Raw genomic sequence first — 19,224 nt, forward strand, 5'->3', positions numbered from 1 at the left:
CAGCGCCCCGGCTCACCTGCCCCTCTGCCGGCTCTACCGGAACAGCAGGACGTGTTAAACAGGATCCTGGCGGCATGATCGACTACCCGGAATACACCTTATCTTCGCCGCCCACCTGTCCAACGAAGTGGGACCACCTCAGATCATGGTGTTCACCCAGTACACCGACACCATGGATTTTCTTCGCGAGGAACTCGGACAGGATCCGAATCTGCGGCTGCTGTGCTTCTCGGGTCGCGGCGGCGAGGTCCCCGGGACCGATGGCGCCTGGCGTCGCATCGGCCGGGACGACGCCAAGCACCGTTTCCGGGACGGCGAGGCAGACCTGCTGCTCTGCACGGACGCAGCGGCCGAGGGGTTGAACTTTCAGTTCTGCGGCGCGTTGGTGAACTATGACATGCCGTGGAACCCCATGCGTGTGGAGCAGCGCATTGGCCGTATCGACCGACTCGGGCAGCACCATCCGGTGATCCGGATCATCAATCTGCATTACGAAGGCACGGTCGAGACCGACGTCTACCGCGCATTGCGCAAACGCATTGGGCTGTTCGAAACGGTAGTGGGGCGCCTGCAACCGATTCTGGCGCAGCTTCCGCGCGCAATCGCCGACACGGTGCTCTCCGGACGAGAACGAGGACGCGTGGAGGTCGTGGAAGCCATCGAACAACAGGCGAGCGACGCGGAACGCGGCGGCTTCGACCTGGACGCCGCCCTGACCGAGGACCTCACCATGCCGCAACGACCGCCATCCCCCGTGCTCATGGAAGACCTGGACCGCGTCATTTCCTGTCCGGCCTTGATGCCTCCGGGCGTCGAGGTCGAGACCATGGGGAGGCGGGAATATAGCCTCCTTGTGCCGGGTATGCCCAAACGCCTGCGGGTTACCACCGACCCCGCATACTACGAGCAGCACACCGAAAGCGTGGAGCTTTGGTCACCGGGCAATCCGTTGTTCAAGGCGCCGGAGTTCGTGGCCGAGGGTGAGGATGATTTGCTGGAGACGGAGACGTTGAGAAGTGTTTTGGATGAGCGCGGGTGAGAGGATGTGAGGAGTACATGATTCCATCGAGCAGGTGCAACAACACACGTCGGTGCGGTACGGTTCCAGGGAGCGGGTGACGGCTGTGGCCATGGCGCGAATTTGGGTGAAGTTGCACTCCCTGTCCCCTTTCTTGGTTGTCTCGCGCTTTAGGACCGTAGGTGTACCGAAAGCGAGTGAATTGACACCGGAGTATACCGGCCAGCATGAGAAGCGGCGATGTAAGACCTTGGCAAACGTCGGAGATACGAGACCAACTTGTTGAAAGCACGGAATTTATCGTCTCCGCACCTACGCACTGTCCACCCTTCCTCCAAAAGGAATTTACATAAATGGCTGAATATATTGCCCGTTTAGCGACGACTGGCCCAGTCGACCAAGGTGGTACCAGAGTCAACATAACAAGAGCGGCCATTGAGTCCATTTCAGATCAAGTGAATGGAGACCGGTGTTTGCCACTCATATCGAATCACGATCCTTTTTGTATGCCCATCGGCAAAATTAAAGAGGCCTGGGTAGAACCTTTTGGGGCCGAATACGCTGTGATGGCGCGCATTCATGTGGAAGAAGATGCGCGGAGCTCAATACATGCGAGGTCCGGCACCGAGCTTGTTTGTCTAGACTTCGTAGATGCCCGCAAGCCTTTCGTGCGGCAGTTTGAGAACTTACTAATAGAACAAGACCTAGTTACGGTGAGCGTCGATTTAGCCAACTTCGACAATACACAAGATCACGCGGCGTTCATGGATGCTGTCAAACGCATTGATGACAAGATGAGCAGCAGTTACATCGGCCGACATTCACTTGAGCCTGAGCCTCTCATACGCTTTGTCTTGGAATATCCGAAGTTATGTACAGCCCTTACTGTTGTTGGACTATGGGTACTCAAACGGGTGGAGAAATTCGTTCGGTACACCATTGATGAAACCCTGAGGAAGACTGCTGACGAGATCGCTGACCTTGTTAGTGGTAAAATAAAACGAATCTTGAGTGTGTACAAGGAACGTCAATCAGATGACGACAGGCCAATTTTGATGGAAGTGGTTGTGCGAGGCAACCCAGACTTGATACTGCTGACAAGAGTCAGCCGTGCCGAAGACTTTCCGAGTATTGACCTCAGCAAATTAACGACAGAGATGGAGAAGTACGGGGATTTACTTCAACGGGCGGAAGAGGTTATCTTTGCTCGGACTGGAGGTGACGATTGGGAGTTACAGTACCTAAAGACGCACACAGGGGAAGTGTTTGGTACGCCGGAATGCTACAACAGGAGCATTGAACAGCTCCGAGGTACGCGAAGGCGCTCAGAACTCAAAAAGTAATCAGGAAGCGGCTTCGTTCAGCTGTACAGCTAGTGTCGCGTCCCGTAAATTCGCTCAACAAATACGAAAACGATACACCCTGGGGGGGTACGTCTCGCTCGACCACTTCGCCCGCTGTGGACACCGTGGCCACCCGCGAGACGGTGCGAAGGAAACTCCGGGTTCTACCTGGACAGGTGGTAGCGTGGTGAAGAATGGTCGAATCAAGCGCACCCGCCGGGGCATGCTCCCGTCAGTTCGTCAATGCGGTCTGCGATCCTTTGGGCGGACTCCCGCAGCTGCTCCACGGTCCAGTTCGCGGCGTAGCCCTCGGTCACGTCATTGGGCCGCGCGTGGTTCACCAGCCGCTTCGTCAATGATCGCGGCAGCATCAGCTCCCGCTCCGCCACCGTGATGAACGCGTTCCGCAACCCGTGGAACCAGAACTTCTCGCCGCCCGCACGCCCGATCGCCCGTAGTGCGCCTGCAACTCCGCCACGTGCCCCGATGCGCTCGTCCGGGACGGGAACACCCACCCGCGAAGCTCCACGGGCACGGCCTCGCCCGCCTCGCCAGGATCGTCCCCAGCTGCCGCGTCACCGGCAGCTCCAGCGGAACCCTGGTCTTGGTCTCCTCCACCCGGAACAGCCCCTTGTCCAGGTCCACGTCCTCCCACCGGAGTGCCAGGATCTCTTTCCGCCGCATCCCCGTGTACAGCCCAAACAGGAACACGTCACGGTGCACCGGGTTCCCCACCGCCGCCTCCATTCCCCTGCGCCATAACGGCAGCACCTCGGTCGGAGACGATATCCGCTTCCTCCTCTTGCGGTGGTACCGCCCCCCGCCCGCAAGCCACTGCTCCACAGGGTACCGCAGACCCTGGTGGTCCACGCACGGCCTGCGGTACACCGAGTGCAGGAACGACAGGCACTGGTTGGCGGGCATCTCGCCGTGGCGCTCCGTGAGCAACCGGAAACGACCCTCTATGTCCCGGCGGCTGATATTGTCCAGGGGACGCGAGAGGCAGTCGCCAGGTACAAGGCCGCATACCGCCGGTAGCCCCGCTCGGTGCTGGCCGTGCGACCCTGGCCCGACTCCATGTGGTCCCTGCAGGCCTCACCCAGTGTAGACCTCACCCAGTGTAGGCACAGAACGCGCATCCGCCCGCTCGCCCGCGGGGTCCTCTCCCGCGGCCGCGCGCCCCAGGAGCTCTTGGGCCAGCCGCCTTGCCTGGTCCGGGGTGACCCGGCCTGCGCGGCCCACCACGACGTGCTTGTTGGGCGCCTTGCGCCCGCCGTTGCCGGCGCGGTAGTTTACGAGGAAGGCCTTGGCGCCCGAGGGGTGGACCCTGACGCCGAAGCCCGTGAGCTTGTCGTCCCAGGCGATCCAGGGCTTGCCCTCAGGATCGAGAGCGTCTACCGCGCGTTTGCAGGGTGAGCTCGGCCTTGGCGGTGAGTTTTACTGAGTGCTTCAGAAAGCACTCGTTCATACGTCAACACCAGGGGAGAAGCCGGAGCGCACGGCAGTGCGAGGGCAACGGCATCTGACGCCGCATGTTGTGCCTGACTAATGACATAACGGTGCTGTCGGCGCTCAGAACGAAACTTTGAGCATAGGTTCCGTCAAGTGACAGGCGGATTTTCCGACCGTCCCCGGGTCGAACTCTCCGGCATCAGCTGGACACGAAGCCGGCGATTGACCCCGGCCCGGCGGGGCGCTACGGTGACTTTCCCCGAGGCTCCAAACTGACTTGAGTACGCTTGCAAACACTGGGTCTTGATTGAATGGGGTTACATAACGATTACGGCTCAAATCAGAATATTCCTAACATATTGATAAACAAGCAAATAAAACGACCTCAACACAGAAAAGACCCGCAGATTATTTTGCGAATTGACCAGACACCACGACACCACACTAGGTGCTGTACCGCTGTTACACACGGGCTTTGGGCCCAGTCCCGTAGGGGCGACCGGCGGTCGCCCCTAACCCAGCGTCCCACCTGCGTCGCGAGAGATTTGAACCCTTGAGATTTACGCACCGTCGCAATAAGTTCAGGTGCAGGTTTGGAGGACCACATGAGCAAGGACATCACCTTCGTCGACACCACCCTGCGCGACGGGCACCAGAGCCTGTGGGCGGAGAACATGACCACGGGCATGATGCTTTCCGTGGCGGAGCAGATGGACCGGGCGGGGTTCGAGGCCATGGAGCTGATCTCGGGGTCGCACCTCAAGAAGTGCGTGCGCGAGCTCAAGGAGGACCCCTGGGAGCGGGTGCGGCTGGTGGCCGGGCGCATCACCGAAACGCCGCTCCGGGTCATCGCGGGCCGGGTCAACACGTTCGAGTTCAACCCGCTGTCCATGTACCGGCTGTTCATGGAGCGCATGGCGGCCAACGGCATCCGCGAGGCGCGCATCTCGGAGGAGTGGAACGATTACGCGGGCTGGAAGCGCAAGGTGGAGGTGTCGCGGGAGGTGGGCATCAAGCCCATCATCAACATGATCTACTCGGTGTCTCCCAAGCACAACGACGAGTACTTCGCGCAGAAGACCCGCGAGGCGGCCTCGCTGGAGGTGCCGCTCATCTGCCTCAAGGACCCGGGCGGCCTGCTCACGCCGGAGCGCATGCGCACGCTGGTGCCGGTGATGTACGAGAACTGCAACGGCATCCCCATCGAGCTGCACACCCATTGCACCACCGGCCTGGGGCCGCTGTGCTGCCTGGAGGCCCTGGAGCTGGGCATCCGCAGCATCAACACCGCGGTGCCGCCGCTGGCGGACAGCTCCTCCAACCCGTCGGTCTTCAACGTCGCCAGCAACGCCCGGGCGCTGGGCTACAACCCGCTGGTGGACGAGTCGGTGCTGGAGCCGGTCTCCGAGCACTTCATGGCCGTGGCGCGGCGCGAGGGCTTTCCCATCGGCAAACCGGTGGAGTACGACTACGCCCAGTACCAGCACCAGGTGCCCGGTGGCATGTTGTCCAACCTTCAGCACCAGCTCGACAAGGTGCGGCTGGGAGACCGCTTCCCGCGCGCCCTGGAAGAATCCATCCAGGTGCGCGCCGAGTTCGGCTACCCCATCATGGTGACGCCGCTGTCCCAGTTCGTGGGCAGCCAGGCGGCGCTCAACGTCATCGTCGGGGAGCGCTACAAGGAGGTCACGGACCAGGTCATCCGCTACGCCCTGGGGCGGGCCGGAGAGGAAGGCGCCCGGCTCATGGACCCCAACGTCAAGGACAAGATCCTCGACCGGCCCCGGGCGCGGGAGATCGCCGCGCAAGAGGTCGAGGACACGCCGCTCTCCGAGATGCGCGCACGCCTCGGCGGCGACGGGGTGTCGGACGAGGAACTGCTGCTGCGCTGGCTCATGAGCGAAGAGGAAATCGCCGCCATGCGCGCGGCCGCGCCGCCCCAGGCCTACGTGAGCACGCGGCCGCCGATGGTGGCGCTGGTGGAGCAACTCGCCGGTAAATCCGACCTCGCGCACGTGCGCGTGAGCAAGGGCGACCTGTCGGTAACGCTGAACCGGGCCGAATAATCCAGGAGGAGCCGCCATCGCCACTCATCGCCTGACCGATCTCCCGGCGTGGAAGAACCTCGCCGCCCATTACCGCGAAATCAAGGACGTGCACCTGCGCGCGCTCTTCGCCGAGGACGCGACCCGCGGCGAGCGCTTCGCGGTGGAGGGCGCGGGCCTCTATCTCGACTACTCCAAGAACCGCGTCACCGACGAGACCCTGGGCCTCCTGCTGGAGCTGGCCGGGGCCACGGGCCTGCGGGCGCGCATCGACGCCATGTTCGGCGGCGAGCGCATCAACGTCACCGAGGGGCGCCCGGTACTGCACGTGGCGTTGCGCGCGCCGCGCGGCCAGCGGATCCTGGTGGACGGCGAGGACGTGGTGCCCGAGGTGCACGCGGTGCTGGACCGAATGGCGTCCTTCGCCGACCGGGTGCGCTCCGGCGAGTGGAAGGGGCACACCGGGAAGCGCATCCGCAACGTCGTCAACATCGGCATCGGCGGCTCGGACCTGGGGCCGGTGATGGCCTACGAGGCGCTGCGGCACTACAGCGAGCGCTCCCTTGAGCTGGGCTTCGTCTCCAACGTGGACGCCACCGACTTCGCCGAGACCACCCATGGCCTGGACCCGGCCGAGACCCTGTTCATCGTCAGCTCCAAGACCTTCACCACCCTGGAGACCCTGAAGAACGCCCACACGGCGCGGGAATGGTGCCTGGCCGCGCTCAAGGACGAAGCCGCCGTGGCCAGCCACTTCGTGGCCGTGTCCACCAACCACGACGAGGTGCGGCGCTTCGGCATCGACACCGACAACATGTTCGGTTTCTGGGACTGGGTCGGCGGCCGCTACTCCTACGACTCCGCCATCGGCCTGTCGCTGATGATCGCCGTCGGCCCCGAGCACTTCCGCGCCATGCTCGACGGCCTCCGCGCCATGGACGAGCACTTCCGCACCACGCCCTTCGAGCGCAACCTGCCGGTGCTGCTGGGCCTCCTGGGCATCTGGTACAACAACTTCTTCGGCGCCGAGACCCACTCCATCCTGCCCTACGACCAGTACCTGTGGCGTTTGAGCGCCTACTGCCAGCAGCTCGACATGGAGAGCAACGGCAAGCACGTGACCCTGGACGGCGAGCCCGTGGACTACCAGACCGGCCCGATCATCTGGGGCCAGCCCGGCACCAACGGCCAGCACGCCTACTACCAGTTGATCCACCAAGGCACGAAGCTCATCCCCTGCGACTTCATCGGCTTCTGCCGGACCCTGAACCCCCTGGGGAACCACCACGACCTCCTCATGGCCAACCTGTTCGCCCAGACCGAGGCCCTGGCCTTCGGCAAGACCGCGGACGAAGCCGCGGCCGAGGGCATGCCCGCCTTCCAGGTGCCCCACCGCGCCTTCGAGGGCAACCGCCCCACCAACACCATCCTGGCCGAGCGGCTCACCCCCGAGATCCTGGGCAAGCTCATCGCCCTCTACGAGCACAAGGTCTTCGTCCAGGGCTCCATCTGGGGCATCAACTCCTTCGACCAGTGGGGCGTGGAACTCGGCAAGGCCCTGGCGCAACGCATCGTGCCGGAGCTGGAGAGCGAAGCGGCGCCGGAACTGGACCACGACAGCTCCACCAACGCGCTGATCCGGCGCTACCGCCGTTTGCGGGGGCATTCCTCAATGCGTCGACGCTGACATCGGCATTTCTCAACGGGCTTTGTTTTCTGTCCCCTCCATTTGACCTCTAGCTCCAAATACGTTACCCGTTGGGTAACGTATTTGATTCGCGTCAATGGACATCGTTTTCCGCACCCGCAAACTCGATAGGACCTTCAACAGCGTGGCTGCGCTGCAGAAGACCTACATGGCGACGGCAACCAACCGATACAAGCCGGACTACGCGGTCCCGCCGGGATGGCTCCTTGAAGAGCGCCTGGAAGTCCAGGGGATTTCGCATGCCGAGTTCGCGCGGAGGTGCGGACGCTCTCCCAAGCTGATCAGCGAGATCATCGCAGGCAAGGCACCGCTCGAACCGGCCACGGCGCTCCAGTTCGAGAAGGTGCTTGGCGTTGATGCCGGCATCTGGCTTGGGATCGAGTCCGACTATCAACTTCACAGGGCTCGGGAGGCTGAGGCCAAGGAAGCGGCTGCGGCGGTGGACTGGGCCAAGGCCTTTCCGGTCCGGGAGTTGGTCAAGCGAGCCTGTTTCCCACGCCCGGAATCGGATGTTGATGCAGTAGCCAAGTTACTGGCGTTTTTCGGAGTCGGTTCCATCGACGCGTGGACCAGACGCTACGGCCTCGCGAATGTCGGCTTCCGGCACTCCCCAAGCTTCAAGAGCGACAAGACTGCATTGATCACCTGGCTGCGGCTTGGTGAACTCGAAGCCGAACGCCAGGATTGCGTGGACTACGACGAAAACCGATTCAAACACGCGGTTCGGAGTATCCGCGAGCTGACGCGTAAACCGGTTGATGAGGCGCTGCAGGGAACGGAAGAGCTGTGCAACGGGGCCGGCGTTGCGCTGGCGTTGATACCTCCGCTGCCGAAGACAGCCCTCAGCGGTGCAGCTTGGTGGCTCTCGCCGAGGAAGGCCGTTCTTCAGCTAAGCGCCCGGCACAAGTCCGACGATCACCTCTGGTTCAGCTTCTTCCATGAAGCCGCGCATATTCTTCTTCACAGCAAGAAAAGCGTTTTTGTTGACGAACGTGGCGGAGACGCCGCCGGGCTGGAAGCTGAGGCCAACGAGTGGGCATCCAACACCCTCGTCGCGCCACGCGCGTGGGAACCATTCGTTGCCGCATCGCTGTTCAGCGAGCAAGCCATCCGGGCATTTGCCGACGAGCAGGGAATTGCGCCCGGTATCGTTGTCGGCAGGCTTCAACACAAGAGGCTTGTTGCCTGGACGCGCCTGAACGGCCTGAAGGCCAAGTTAAGCTGGACGACCATCGATTAATCCCCCCGGGACCCGGTCATCCGCGGCACCGAGCGCCCCATGTCGGGGGACAGTCAGCCTTGCAAGCATCATGTAAGCCCAAGTCAGGGAACCGTTGCAGCCGCCCCACCCTGCCTGGATTCCCGCCCCCGATCGGGGTCGAGGGCAAGCTTTCGCGGGAATGACGGTTCGGGCGGCCACTGTATTTGTGGCCGCTTGAATTCACCCGGCAATAGTCTACTGTCAATAGTGTACTGTCGATGAACCGGGAGCTTGGTGAACGATGTTCTTGAGCGTCTTCGATCTCTTCAAGGTGGGCATCGGTCCGTCGTCCTCCCACACGATGGGGCCGATGGCGGCGGCCGGCGCCTTTGTCGAGCTGGTTCGGGAACGCTGCCGGGGCGAAGCGCCGCCGGGCCGCCGGCTGCGCGTCCGCGCTTCACTCCACGGCTCTCTCGCCTTTACCGGCAAGGGTCACGCGACGGACCGGGCGGTCATGCTCGGGCTCCTGGGCCATCGGGCCGCGGACCTGGACCTCGACCGGGCGGAGGCCGACCTCGACTCTCTGCGGCAAAACCGCCTCCTGCCTCCATCGGACGGCCTGTCCCTTGCGTTCGACCCGGACGGCGATCTGGTTTTCGACCGGCGCGCGCGTCTGCCGGGTCATCCCAACGGGCTTCGTTTCGAGGCGGTGGATTCGGCCGGCGCGGTCCGGCTCGCCCAGGTCTACTATTCGATCGGCGGCGGCTTCATCGTCACCGAGGAAGAACTCGCCCGGGGCGTGCCGGCAGCCGCCGGCGAGGATGATGACCAAACGTATCCGTTCCCCTTCGACACCGCCGCGGCCATGCTGCGGATGGCAGACGAGAGCGGCAAGACCATCGCGGAGATGAAACGCGCGAACGAGGGCGTCCGGCGGTCCGACGGTGAGTTGGACGCCGGGCTTTGGGCCATCTGGAGCGCGATGAACGAATGTGTGGAGCGCGGCCTGGCCACACGCGGGGAACTGTCGGGTGGGTTGTACGTGAAGCGGCGCGCGAGCGCGCTGTTCGAACAGTTGCACCGCGAACGGGATTCCAACCGGATGCAGCCGCACGTGGTGACGGACTGGCTCAACGTCTACGCCATGGCCGTGAACGAAGAGAACGCGGGCGGAGGCAAGGTGGTGACCGCGCCCACCAACGGCGCGGCCGGGGTCGTCCCGGCGGTGCTTCGATACTATCGGGACCACTGCATCGGCGCCGCCGAGGACCGCATCCCCGACTTCCTGCTCACCGCGGCCGCCATCGGCGGGCTCATCAAGCACAACGCGTCGATCTCCGGCGCCGACGCCGGCTGCCAGGCCGAGGTGGGCTCCGCCGCCGCCATGGCCGCCGCCGGCCTGTGCGCCGTTCTCGGCGGCACGTCGGCGCAGGTCGAAAACGCGGCGGAGATCGCCCTCGAACACCACCTCGGCATGACCTGCGACCCGGTGGCGGGCCTGGTACAGATCCCCTGCATCGAGCGCAACGGCATCGGCGCAACCAAGGCGGTGGCGGCCGCCTCGCTGGCGCTGCGAGGAGACGGCAGCCATTTCATGCCCCTCGACAACTGCATCGCGGCCATGCGCGAGACCGGCCGGGAAATGAGCACGCGCTTCAAGGAGACCAGCCTCGGCGGCCTCGCCGTGAACCTGCCGCAGTGCTGACACCCTCTCCGCGCTCCGGCGGGAGACCGGATGAGCGATATCATTCACCAACCCACTCACCGACGCCAGGAAGCTCTAGTGTCCCTTCCGATGACGCCGCGTCCCAACGCGCGGTGCGTCACAGCTCATGTTGCTGTTTCCAGTTCCGTGTGGCGGACGAGGACGTCAAAGTCGGCATCCCTGTGGAGTACGGGTATGCCGGCGTGGATGGCGACGGCGGCGATGAGGCAGTCGATCAACTTGCGAACGGTCTCGCCTTCCCGCCGGCATGCGCGGTACAGGACGGCGGCGTCGTCGTAACGGGCAGGCTCCGTCGGCAACACCGTCGCCAGCGCAAGCAGCCGCCGGAGTGCGTGAAGATGCCGTTCGTCGCGGGCTCCAGCGAGGACCTCCATCCTTATCGCGTCACAAGTGGCAATCTCTTCTTCGAGTAGCTCATCGACACGGTTGCAGGTCGGGGACCCCGTGTTGCGAAGGAACTCGATCCAAGCGGACGTGTCGATCAGGATCACGAGGGGCGGGTCCGCATCTCGTCCAAGTCTCCCTCCCATCCCGCCCCCCGAAGGCGCCGAGCCTCCTCGACACTCAAGGGCTCGGCGGCAAGGGCTCGAAGGGCGAAGTTCACCGCTTCGCGCTTGCTACGGAGACGGTAGCGGCGCATCACTTCCGCGCATGCTTCATCATCGATGTCCACATTGGTGCGTGCCATACACCGTCAATACACCTAGTGTCGGGTCTCGGCAAGGAGGCATCCCCGAGCGTGATGTTACTTTGACCGCGAGGCAGTGCATCTTGACCCCGTTCGCGGTTAATGTTGAGTTACCCTGATCATCCGTCCGTAGGCCCTTCTTTGTCCGGGCATCAGTAATGCGGTTCCATGTCTTTTGATAAACCGACGCGCGATCAAATCCGGGTAGTCGCGGACAGCCTCGGCATCGATCTGTCCGACGGCGAGCTGGACGGGCATCTGGAGCGGATGGAAGGATTCTCCCGCGCCTACGCGCTGGTGGACGAGGCACCCGACCCGGCGCCCGCGGTGGGGCAGCGGCGCGCGCCCGCGCGCCGGCCGCGGCCGGCGGAGAACCGTTACAACGCCTGGTATGTCAAGACGTCCATCCGGGAGGAGTACCGCGGCCGGCTCGCGGGCAAGACCCTGGCCGTGAAGGACTCCATCTGTGTGGCCGGCGTGCCAATGATGAACGGCGCTTCGTTCCTGGAGGGCCATGTGCCCGACGTCGACGCCACCGTGGTCACCCGCGCGCTCCACGCCGGGGTCGAGATCGTCGGCAAGACCAACTGCGAGTATCTGTCCCTTTCCGGCGGGAGCCACACCTGCGCCAACGGGCCGGTCCTCAACCCGCACAAGGAGGGCTATTCGGCGGGCGGGTCGTCGTCCGGGAGCGCCGTGGCCGTGGCCGTGGGCGACGCGGGCATGGCCCTGGGCTGCGATCAGGCCGGTTCCATCCGGGTGCCCGCGGCGTGGTGCGGCATCGTGGGCATGAAGCCCACCCACGGGCTCGTGCCATACACCGGGATCCTGGGGGTGGACCCCGTGGTGGACCACTGCGGCCCCATGACCCGCGACGTGGACAACAACGCCCTGCTGCTGGAGGCGCTCGCCGGACGCGACGGCATGGACCCGCGCCAACCCAGCGCCTGGCACCCCGTGAAGTACACCGCGGCGCGGCGCGCCGGCGCCAAGCGCCTGCGCGTGGCCGTGGTCAAGGAAGGCTTCGGCCGGCGCAATGCCGAGGCCGAAGTCGACGAGCAGGTGCGGGCCGCGGCGGACACCCTGGCCCGGGCGGGGTTGGAGGTCGCGGAGGTATCAGTCCCCATCCACGAACAGGCTTGGCTGCTCGCACAACCCTTTTACGTCGAAGGCCTCGCCCACTCCATGGGGCAATCGGGCGTCATGCCCGACGCCGAAGGTCTCGGCCCGGGCTGGGCCGAGAGGTTCGCCACTTGGAACAAGCGCTGGCGCGACTTGCCGGAGAACGTGTCCGCGTTGATCCTGTTCGGCGCCTTCGTGCGCGCCCGCTCCCCCGGACACTACTACGTGAAGGCACAACGCCTGCGCCGGACCGTCCACCGTGCTTACGACGAGGCCTTCTCCGGCTACGACCTCCTGCTCATGCCCACCACTCCCATGGCGGCGACGCCCTTGCCCGCGGCCGACGCCGGCCCGGCCGAGCGCGCCCAGCGCGCGGGCGAGATGCTCGCGAACACCGGCCCCTTCAACCTCACCGGCCATCCCGCCATCACCCTGCCGTGCGGCGCCACCGCCGACGGCCGGCCCGTGGGGATGATGCTGGTGGGGAGGCACTTCGACGAGATCACGGTTTATCGCGCGGCGTATGCGTTCGAGCGAACAGCAAACTGACCCAAAGGAGAGACGAACCTCCATGCCGTTGACACAAATGGGCTTGACCACCGTAAGTGGCAATCTGGACGAGAGAATTAGACCGCTACTAGAGAAGATGCTTGGCATCCTCGACGAACGAATCGCCGCTATTGCACGGGACAAGGGAACCGGGGACACACCGGGTACAACGGAAGCTCTCTCGCCGCTGTGAAGGAGTCCGCTTTCGGAAGCATGCAGGACAATGTCCTGGATGCCGCCGAGTGGGCCATCCGAACGGGCAGGCCACACGCGACCGGATCGCGGTGTTCGGGAGCACCATCATGAACGGGAAGCCGAACCCCGCAATCTGGCGAACCACCCGGCGCCTTGCTATGGTTCCCCGCACCCATGAACTACACCCATCTCGGCAATACCGGCCTCAAGGTGAGCGTCGTCGGACTCGGCTGCGGCGGCCCCAGCCGGCTCGGCCAGCGCGGCGGCAAGAGCACGGACCATTCCGTCCGGCTGGTGCGGCAGGCGCTGGACCTGGGCGTGAACTTCCTCGACACCGCGGAGAACTACGGCACGGAGGCAATCGTCGCCGCTGCCATCCGTGAGGTGCCGCGGGACCGCGTCGTGATCTCCACCAAGAAGATCATGCCGGAGCCCGGCGATCCGGATCCGGCGGGGTTCATGCGCGCGGGGGGGGAAGCGAGCCTCAACCGGCTGGGCACGGACTACGTCGACGTCTTCCATCTCCACGGCGTGAGCGAGGAGCGTTACGAGTTCGCGGCGAACGTGATGGCGCCCGTCCTCGCGGAGTTGCGCGAGGAGGGGAAGATCCGCGCGGTGGGGATCACCGAGGAATTCCCGGGGAACCCGCGGCACGAGATGCTGCGGCGCGGGCTGCGCGATCCATGGTGGGACGTGGTGATGGTGGGATTCAACCTGCTGAACCCGTCGGCGCGGCGAAGCGTGTTTCCGCTCACGCGGGAGAAGGGCGTGGGGACGCTGGTGATGTTCGCGGTGCGGCGGGCGTTGAGCCAGCCGGCGCAGCTCTCACGGCTGCTGGGGGAAATGGAACAGCACGGCCTCATCGAACCGGGCGCGGACCTGGGGTTCCTCACGGAGGACGGTTGCGCCGGGAGCCTGACCGAGGCGGCGTACCGCTTCTGCGTGCACGAGCCCGGCGCGGACGTGGTACTGACCGGGACCGGGGACGAGGCGCACCTGGCGGCCAACATCGAGGCGACGCTCAAGCCGCCGTTGCCGGTCGAGGCGCTGGAGCGGCTGGAGGCACTGTTCGGGGACGTGGATTCGGTGACGGGGAACTAGTGTGGTGTCTGGTTAATTCGCATAATAATCTGCGAATTAACCAGACACCACACTAGGCACGACGCCGGTACAGCGCCGCCACCCCGCCTGGATTCCCGCTTTCCAGGCCGTGTCAGAACTCATGAGGCAACTACGTAACGGAACGTCATTCCCGCGGAAGCGGGAATCCAGGGGCGGTGGTGGGGCACTACAGCGGTGTATCCCCGCCTCGCCACCCCTGGATTCCCGCTTCCGCGGGAATGACTTCTCGGGGGTTTGGGTGCCAATTCTTGTCCGGTCGACGTTTTGACACAGCCTGGCTCGCGGGAATGACGGTGTAAGTTGTCGGCAATTACCCGAACCGCCCCGTGATGTAGTCCTCGGTGAGGGGGTGGGTGGGGTTGGTGAAGATCTGGTCGGTGGTCCCTACCTCCAGCAAATCTCCCAAGTGAAAATAGGCGGTGCGCTGCGACACCCGGGCGGCCTGCTGCATGGAGTGGGTGACGATGGCGATGGTGTAGTCCTGGCCCAGCTCGTTGATGAGGTCCTCGACGCGCGCGGTGGCGATGGGGTCGAGGGCGGAGCAGGGTTCGTCCATGAGGATGACCTCGGGGCTCACGGCGATGGTGCGGGCGATGCACAGGCGCTGCTGCTGGCCGCCGGACAGGCCGGTGCCGGGTTGGTGGAGACGGTCGTTCACTTCCTCCCACAGGCCGGCGCGCTTGAGGCTGTGCTCCACGAGGCCCTCGACCTCGGATTTGGACTCCGCCAGGCCGTGGATGCGCACCCCGTAGGCGATGTTGTCGAAGATGGACTTGGGGAAGGGGTTGGGTTTCTGGAACACCATCCCCACCTGGGCCCGCAGCGGCACCACGTCCATGTCCTTGGAATAGATGTCGTTGCCGTCGAGCTTGATCTCACCCGTCATACGGCAGCCGTCGATGGTGTCGTTCATGCGGTTGAGCGCCCGCAGGAACGTGGACTTGCCGCACCCGGACGGGCCGATCATGGCGAGCACCTGCTCCCGGCCTATGTCCAGGCTGACGTTCTTGATGGCATGGTTGTCGCCGTAGTAGACGTCGACGTTGCGGCAGGTCATGCGCGGATCGTCGACGAACGGCGTGCCCACGGTCTCGCGGCTCTCGCGCCGCTCGTCGACGAGGTCGACCTCGGCTCCGCGGAATTCCAATGCCCCCGCCTCCATGACTGCTACACCCGGTTGATCGGCCATAACGGCATCTCCTGAGCCTTTCCCGTGCCGCCTCCGGGCCCCGACAGGGGTCGCGCGCCGACACTGTCTTCTTGCCAGTTTACCAACGTCTTTCAAAGCGTCGCCGCAGCATGATGGCCAGGGCGTTCATGGCAACGAGAAACGCCAGCAGGACCATGATGGCCGCGGACGCCCGTTCCACGAAGGCACGTTCCGGGCTGTCCAGCCAAAGAAAGATCTGCACGGGCAGCGCGGTCGCGGCATCCGTCACTCCCTGCGGAACGTCCACGACGAACGCGACCATCCCGATCATGAGCAGGGGCGCTGTCTCTCCAAGCGCCCGGGCCATGCCGATGATGGCGCCGGTCAACATGCCGGGCATGGCCAGAGGCAGCACGTGGTGCACGATCATCTGCAATTTGGAGGCGCCCACCCCCAACGCCGCCTCCCGAATCGAGGGCGGCACGGACTTGAGCGCGGCGCGGCCGGCGATGATGATGGTAGGGAGCGTCATCAGCGTGAGCACCAGTCCCCCAATCAGGGGCGCCGAGCGCGGCAGACCGAACAGGTTGATGAACACCGCCAGCCCCAGCAGGCCGAAGACGATGGACGGCACCGCCGCCAGGTTGTTGATGTTGACCTCGATGAGCCCGGTCACCCGATTCCGGGGAGCGAACTCCTCCAGGTAGACCGCGGTGGCCACGCCCAGCGGGAAGGACAGCAGCAGGGTCACCGCCAGCATGAAGAACGAACCTATGGCCGCGCCCCGGATGCCCGCCAACTCCGGCTCCCGGGAGTCGCCCGCGGTAAAGAACGTGACGTTGAATCGCGACTCGACGCGCCCGTCGTCCATGAGCCGGTCGAACCATGCGATCTGCCGGTCGGACAGGCGCCGGTCCGCCTCCGGCAGCGTCCGGTCGACGTTGCCCTTGTACAGCATGTCGTAATCGTCGTCGGCGGGCACCCACATTTCGACAGTGGAGCCCACCAGCGAGGGCTCCTCCAGGACCATCCGCCGGAGCTGGAACACCGTTCCCCGGCTGACCAGCTTGGACAGGTCCCGCCGGTGACGCCTTCCCTTCACCTCGGGGAAGAGCGAACGCAAGGACGCCTTGGCGAGGAGGCCGTAGTCGGCGGCACCGAGGGTCTCGGGCTCACCGGATCCCCGGGGGTCGATCACCTGCGCGTCGAAGTGGACCGGAAGCTTCACGAAGGTTTGCCAGAAAGCGGAGTAGCCCGTGGCGATGATGTTGACGAACATCAACACCAGGAACACGAGCCCCAGGAGGACCGCCGCGCGCCCGAAGTTCTTGAAGCGCCGTTCCGCCCGATTGCGCCGGGCGAGGGTGGCGCGCACACACTCGATGGCGCTTTTCTCGGATGCCGCCATGACTACTCGTACTGCTCCCGGTATTTGCGCACCACCTGCAGGGCGATGACGTTCAGGCCCAGGGTGACGACGAACAGCACCAGGCCCAACGCGAAGGCGGCCAGCGTCTTGGGGGTGTCGAACTCCTGGTCCCCGGTCAGCAGGGTCACGATCTGAACCGTAACCGTGGTGACCGCCGAGAGCGGATTGACCGTAAGGTTCGCGGCCAGTCCGGCAGCCATGACGACGATCATGGTTTCGCCGATGGCGCGGGACACGGCCAGAAGAACGCCCCCGACGATGCCCGGAAGCGCCGCCGGGATAACCACCTGCTTGATGGTCTCGGAGCGGGTCGCGCCCAGCGCATACGCGCCGTCGCGCATGGCCTGCGGCACGGCGTTGATGACGTCATCGGAAAGCGAGGATACGAACGGGATGATCATGATCCCCATGACCAGCCCCGCGGCCAGGGCGCTCTCGGACGCCACGTCAAGGCCCACCTGTTCTCCCATCCCACGGATGAACGGCGCCACCGTCAAGGCCGCGAAGAAACCGTAGACCACGGTAGGGATCCCCGCCAGCACCTCGAGCAGGGGCTTCACCACCCCGCGGACTTGCGGGCGCGCGTACTCGGCGAGGTAAATGGCCGACATGAGGCCCACGGGCACGGCCACCACCATCGCGATGAACGAGATGAGCAACGTGCCGACGAACAGCGGGATCGCGCCGAAAGCCCCGGACGCCCCCACCTGGTCCGCACGAATGGCCATCTGGGGGCTCCACTCCAGCCCGAATATGAACTCGGTTACCGGTATCGCCTGAAAGAAGCGAATGGACTCGAACAGCACCGACAACACGATGCCCACCGTGGTGAGGATCGCAATGGTGGAGCTGGCCATGAGGAAGCCCAGAATGATGCGTTCCACCGCGTTGCGCGCGCGCTTGCCGGGCTTGATGGTGCGCCACGCGATGGCGCCGCAGAAGACGCCCAGGGCCAGCACGGCCACCGTGATCGCGATGGCGGCGTAGCCTTGCAGCCGGACGTAGCGATCCGCCGCGGCCAGCATCTCCGGGGTCTTCTGCGAGGCGATGTTGCCGGACGCGAGGTTGCGGATGTCGTTGATGACCAGGTTGAGCCGCTCCGGCGACAGGCTCTGGACCTCCTGCGGCAAGTCGGACACCACGATGCTCGTGACGATGGGGCCCTTCAGGGCCACGCCGACGGCCAGCAGCAGGAGCGCGGGTACCGCGGCCCACAGGGCGGTGTAGAGACCGTGGTAGCCCGGGAGCGAATGCAGGTTCCGGACGGTGCCCTGGGCCAGTGAGATGGAGCGCCGCCAGCCCAGGTAGTAGCTGACCGAGCTCAGGCCCAACAAGGCAAGAATCAGACTTGGAGAGCCCATGGACTCGGGGAACCTCTACGCACGAGAACCGGTCGCGAGGACGGCCGGGTTGAGAGTCGGGCCGCGGCGCATCACGCACGCCGCGGCCGGGACTCATACGATTGCTGGACAGCCGTTGTTACAGCGCCAGATTCTTCAGGTTCTTCACGTCCGAGGAGAACTGCCGGCGCTCCTTCTTGGGCATCGGGATCAGTCCCTTGTCGCTCAGGTAGCCCTCATCGCCCCAGGCCTTCTCGCTGGTGTACTCGGCGAGGAACTCCCTCATGCCGGCGATCACGTCCAGGTGGGCCTTCTTGATGTAGACGTACAGCGGCCGCGACACCGGATAGCTGCCGTCGGCGATGGTCTCGAACTCGGGCTTCACACCGTTGATGGACGCGCCCTGGAGCTTGTCCGTGTTCTGGTCGAGGAAGCTGAAGCCGAAGATGCCGAACGCGTCGGGGTTGGCGTCGAGCTTCTGCACGATCAGGTTGTCGTTCTCGCCCGCCTCGACGAAGGCGCCGTCCTCACGCATGGTGCGGCAGGCGGCCCGTTGCGGCTTCTTTGACATCTTCTTGATGGCGGCGAAGTTCTTGCAGCCCGCATCCATCACCAGCTCCACGAAAGCGTCGCGGGTGCCGGACGTGGGTGGGGGACCCAGCACCTCGATCTTCAGAGCCGGCAGCTTGGAGTTGACGTCCTTCCAGGTCTTGTTGGGGTTCGGCTTGCGCTCGCTGCCGTCGGCATTGGCCGGCACGTCCTTGGCCAGGGCGAGAAAGAGATCACGCGGGGTGAGGCTCAGCGCCTTGCTCTTCTTCGAGTTGGCCACCGCGATGCCGTCGTAGCCGACCTTCAACTCGACGATCTCCCCGACGCCGTTCTTGCCACAGCGCTCCACCTCGCTCTTCTTGATGCGCCGCGAAGAGTTGGTCAGGTCGGGGTGCTCGACGCCGACGCCCGCGCAGAACAGCTTGAGGCCGCCGCCCGAACCCGTGGACTCGACCTTGGGGGTCTTGAACTTGGTGGTCTTGCCGAACTGCTCGGCCACCACGGTGGTAAACGGATAGACCGTGGACGATCCCACGATCTGGATGTAGTCGCGCTGCTGCGCCGCCGCCGAGGTCGCGAGACCCGCC

At 64.7% G+C, this 19,224-nt stretch carries 15 protein-coding genes; 8 read left to right on the plus strand and 7 right to left on the minus strand.

Annotation, left to right across the window (positions count from 1 at the left end; translation table 11 throughout):
• Positions 1 to 115 precede the first annotated feature (115 nt).
• Entirely contained in the window at positions 116 to 1,039 is a 924-nt protein-coding gene (locus OXF11_10500; protein MCY4487528.1) for a helicase-related protein, read from the plus strand.
• A 332-nt stretch (positions 1,040 to 1,371) separates the two neighbouring features.
• Positions 1,372 to 2,361 carry a hypothetical protein gene (locus tag OXF11_10505; GenBank protein MCY4487529.1) on the plus strand — a complete coding sequence of 330 codons (990 nt, stop codon included), beginning with the start codon at positions 1,372 to 1,374 and terminating at the stop codon, positions 2,359 to 2,361.
• Between the two features lie 203 nt (positions 2,362 to 2,564).
• On the opposite strand, the gene OXF11_10510 is transcribed toward OXF11_10505, so the two are convergent.
• On the minus strand, positions 2,565 to 2,876 hold the full coding sequence (locus OXF11_10510) for a hypothetical protein (GenBank protein MCY4487530.1): 312 nt from the start codon (positions 2,874 to 2,876) through the stop codon (positions 2,565 to 2,567).
• A 1,542-nt stretch (positions 2,877 to 4,418) separates the two neighbouring features.
• Here OXF11_10510 and OXF11_10515 point away from each other — a divergent pair.
• The 4 genes from OXF11_10515 (at position 4,419) to OXF11_10530 (ending at position 10,472) form a co-directional block, all read left to right on the plus strand.
• The gene (locus OXF11_10515) at positions 4,419 to 5,879 is read left to right on the plus strand and encodes a biotin carboxyl carrier protein (GenBank protein MCY4487531.1); all 1,461 of its coding nucleotides are present in this window, start codon (positions 4,419 to 4,421) and stop codon (positions 5,877 to 5,879) included.
• Between the two features lie 16 nt (positions 5,880 to 5,895).
• A complete protein-coding gene (gene pgi / locus OXF11_10520) occupies positions 5,896 to 7,545 on the plus strand; it encodes a glucose-6-phosphate isomerase (GenBank protein ID MCY4487532.1) in 1,650 nt (549 codons plus the stop codon).
• 97 nt (positions 7,546 to 7,642) lie between these two features.
• Positions 7,643 to 8,806, plus strand: coding sequence for a HigA family addiction module antitoxin (locus OXF11_10525; GenBank protein MCY4487533.1), 1,164 nt, complete (start codon positions 7,643 to 7,645; stop codon positions 8,804 to 8,806).
• A gap of 262 nt (positions 8,807 to 9,068) precedes the next feature.
• Positions 9,069 to 10,472 carry an L-serine ammonia-lyase gene (locus OXF11_10530; GenBank protein MCY4487534.1) on the plus strand — a complete coding sequence of 468 codons (1,404 nt, stop codon included), beginning with the start codon at positions 9,069 to 9,071 and terminating at the stop codon, positions 10,470 to 10,472.
• Between the two features lie 125 nt (positions 10,473 to 10,597).
• Here OXF11_10530 and OXF11_10535 read toward each other — a convergent pair whose 3' ends face one another.
• Together OXF11_10535 and OXF11_10540 are read right to left on the minus strand one after the other, a co-directional pair.
• Positions 10,598 to 10,984 carry a PIN domain nuclease gene (locus tag OXF11_10535; GenBank protein ID MCY4487535.1) on the minus strand — a complete coding sequence of 129 codons (387 nt, stop codon included), beginning with the start codon at positions 10,982 to 10,984 and terminating at the stop codon, positions 10,598 to 10,600.
• Positions 10,981 to 11,181: a type II toxin-antitoxin system VapB family antitoxin gene (locus OXF11_10540; protein ID MCY4487536.1), complete on the minus strand. Its 201-nt coding sequence runs from the start codon at positions 11,179 to 11,181 to the stop codon at positions 10,981 to 10,983. The genes OXF11_10535 and OXF11_10540 overlap by 4 nt, the downstream gene beginning before the upstream one ends.
• Before the next feature lie 168 nt (positions 11,182 to 11,349).
• Between OXF11_10540 and OXF11_10545 the strand changes: the two genes are divergently transcribed.
• On the plus strand, positions 11,350 to 12,852 hold the full coding sequence (locus tag OXF11_10545; protein MCY4487537.1) for an amidase: 1,503 nt from the start codon (positions 11,350 to 11,352) through the stop codon (positions 12,850 to 12,852).
• Between the two features lie 369 nt (positions 12,853 to 13,221).
• Positions 13,222 to 14,148, plus strand: coding sequence for an aldo/keto reductase (locus OXF11_10550; GenBank protein MCY4487538.1), 927 nt, complete (start codon positions 13,222 to 13,224; stop codon positions 14,146 to 14,148).
• Positions 14,149 to 14,479: 331 nt separating this feature from the next.
• Here OXF11_10550 and pstB read toward each other — a convergent pair whose 3' ends face one another.
• The 4 genes from pstB to OXF11_10570 form a co-directional block, all read right to left on the minus strand.
• Positions 14,480 to 15,331, minus strand: a complete 852-nt coding sequence (gene pstB / locus OXF11_10555; GenBank protein ID MCY4487539.1) for a phosphate ABC transporter ATP-binding protein PstB — start codon at positions 15,329 to 15,331, stop codon at positions 14,480 to 14,482.
• Between the two features lie 106 nt (positions 15,332 to 15,437).
• Positions 15,438 to 16,727, minus strand: coding sequence for a phosphate ABC transporter permease PstA (pstA, locus tag OXF11_10560; protein MCY4487540.1), 1,290 nt, complete (start codon positions 16,725 to 16,727; stop codon positions 15,438 to 15,440).
• A 2-nt stretch (positions 16,728 to 16,729) separates the two neighbouring features.
• Positions 16,730 to 18,109, minus strand: a complete 1,380-nt coding sequence (pstC, locus tag OXF11_10565) for a phosphate ABC transporter permease subunit PstC (protein MCY4487541.1) — start codon at positions 18,107 to 18,109, stop codon at positions 16,730 to 16,732.
• A 118-nt stretch (positions 18,110 to 18,227) separates the two neighbouring features.
• The coding region (locus OXF11_10570) for a PstS family phosphate ABC transporter substrate-binding protein (protein MCY4487542.1) at positions 18,228 to 19,224 on the minus strand (997 nt) is incomplete at its 5' end.

The sequence above is a fragment of the Deltaproteobacteria bacterium genome (assembly GCA_026712905.1).
Classification (GTDB): Bacteria; Desulfobacterota; Binatia; order UBA9968; family JAJDTQ01; genus JAJDTQ01.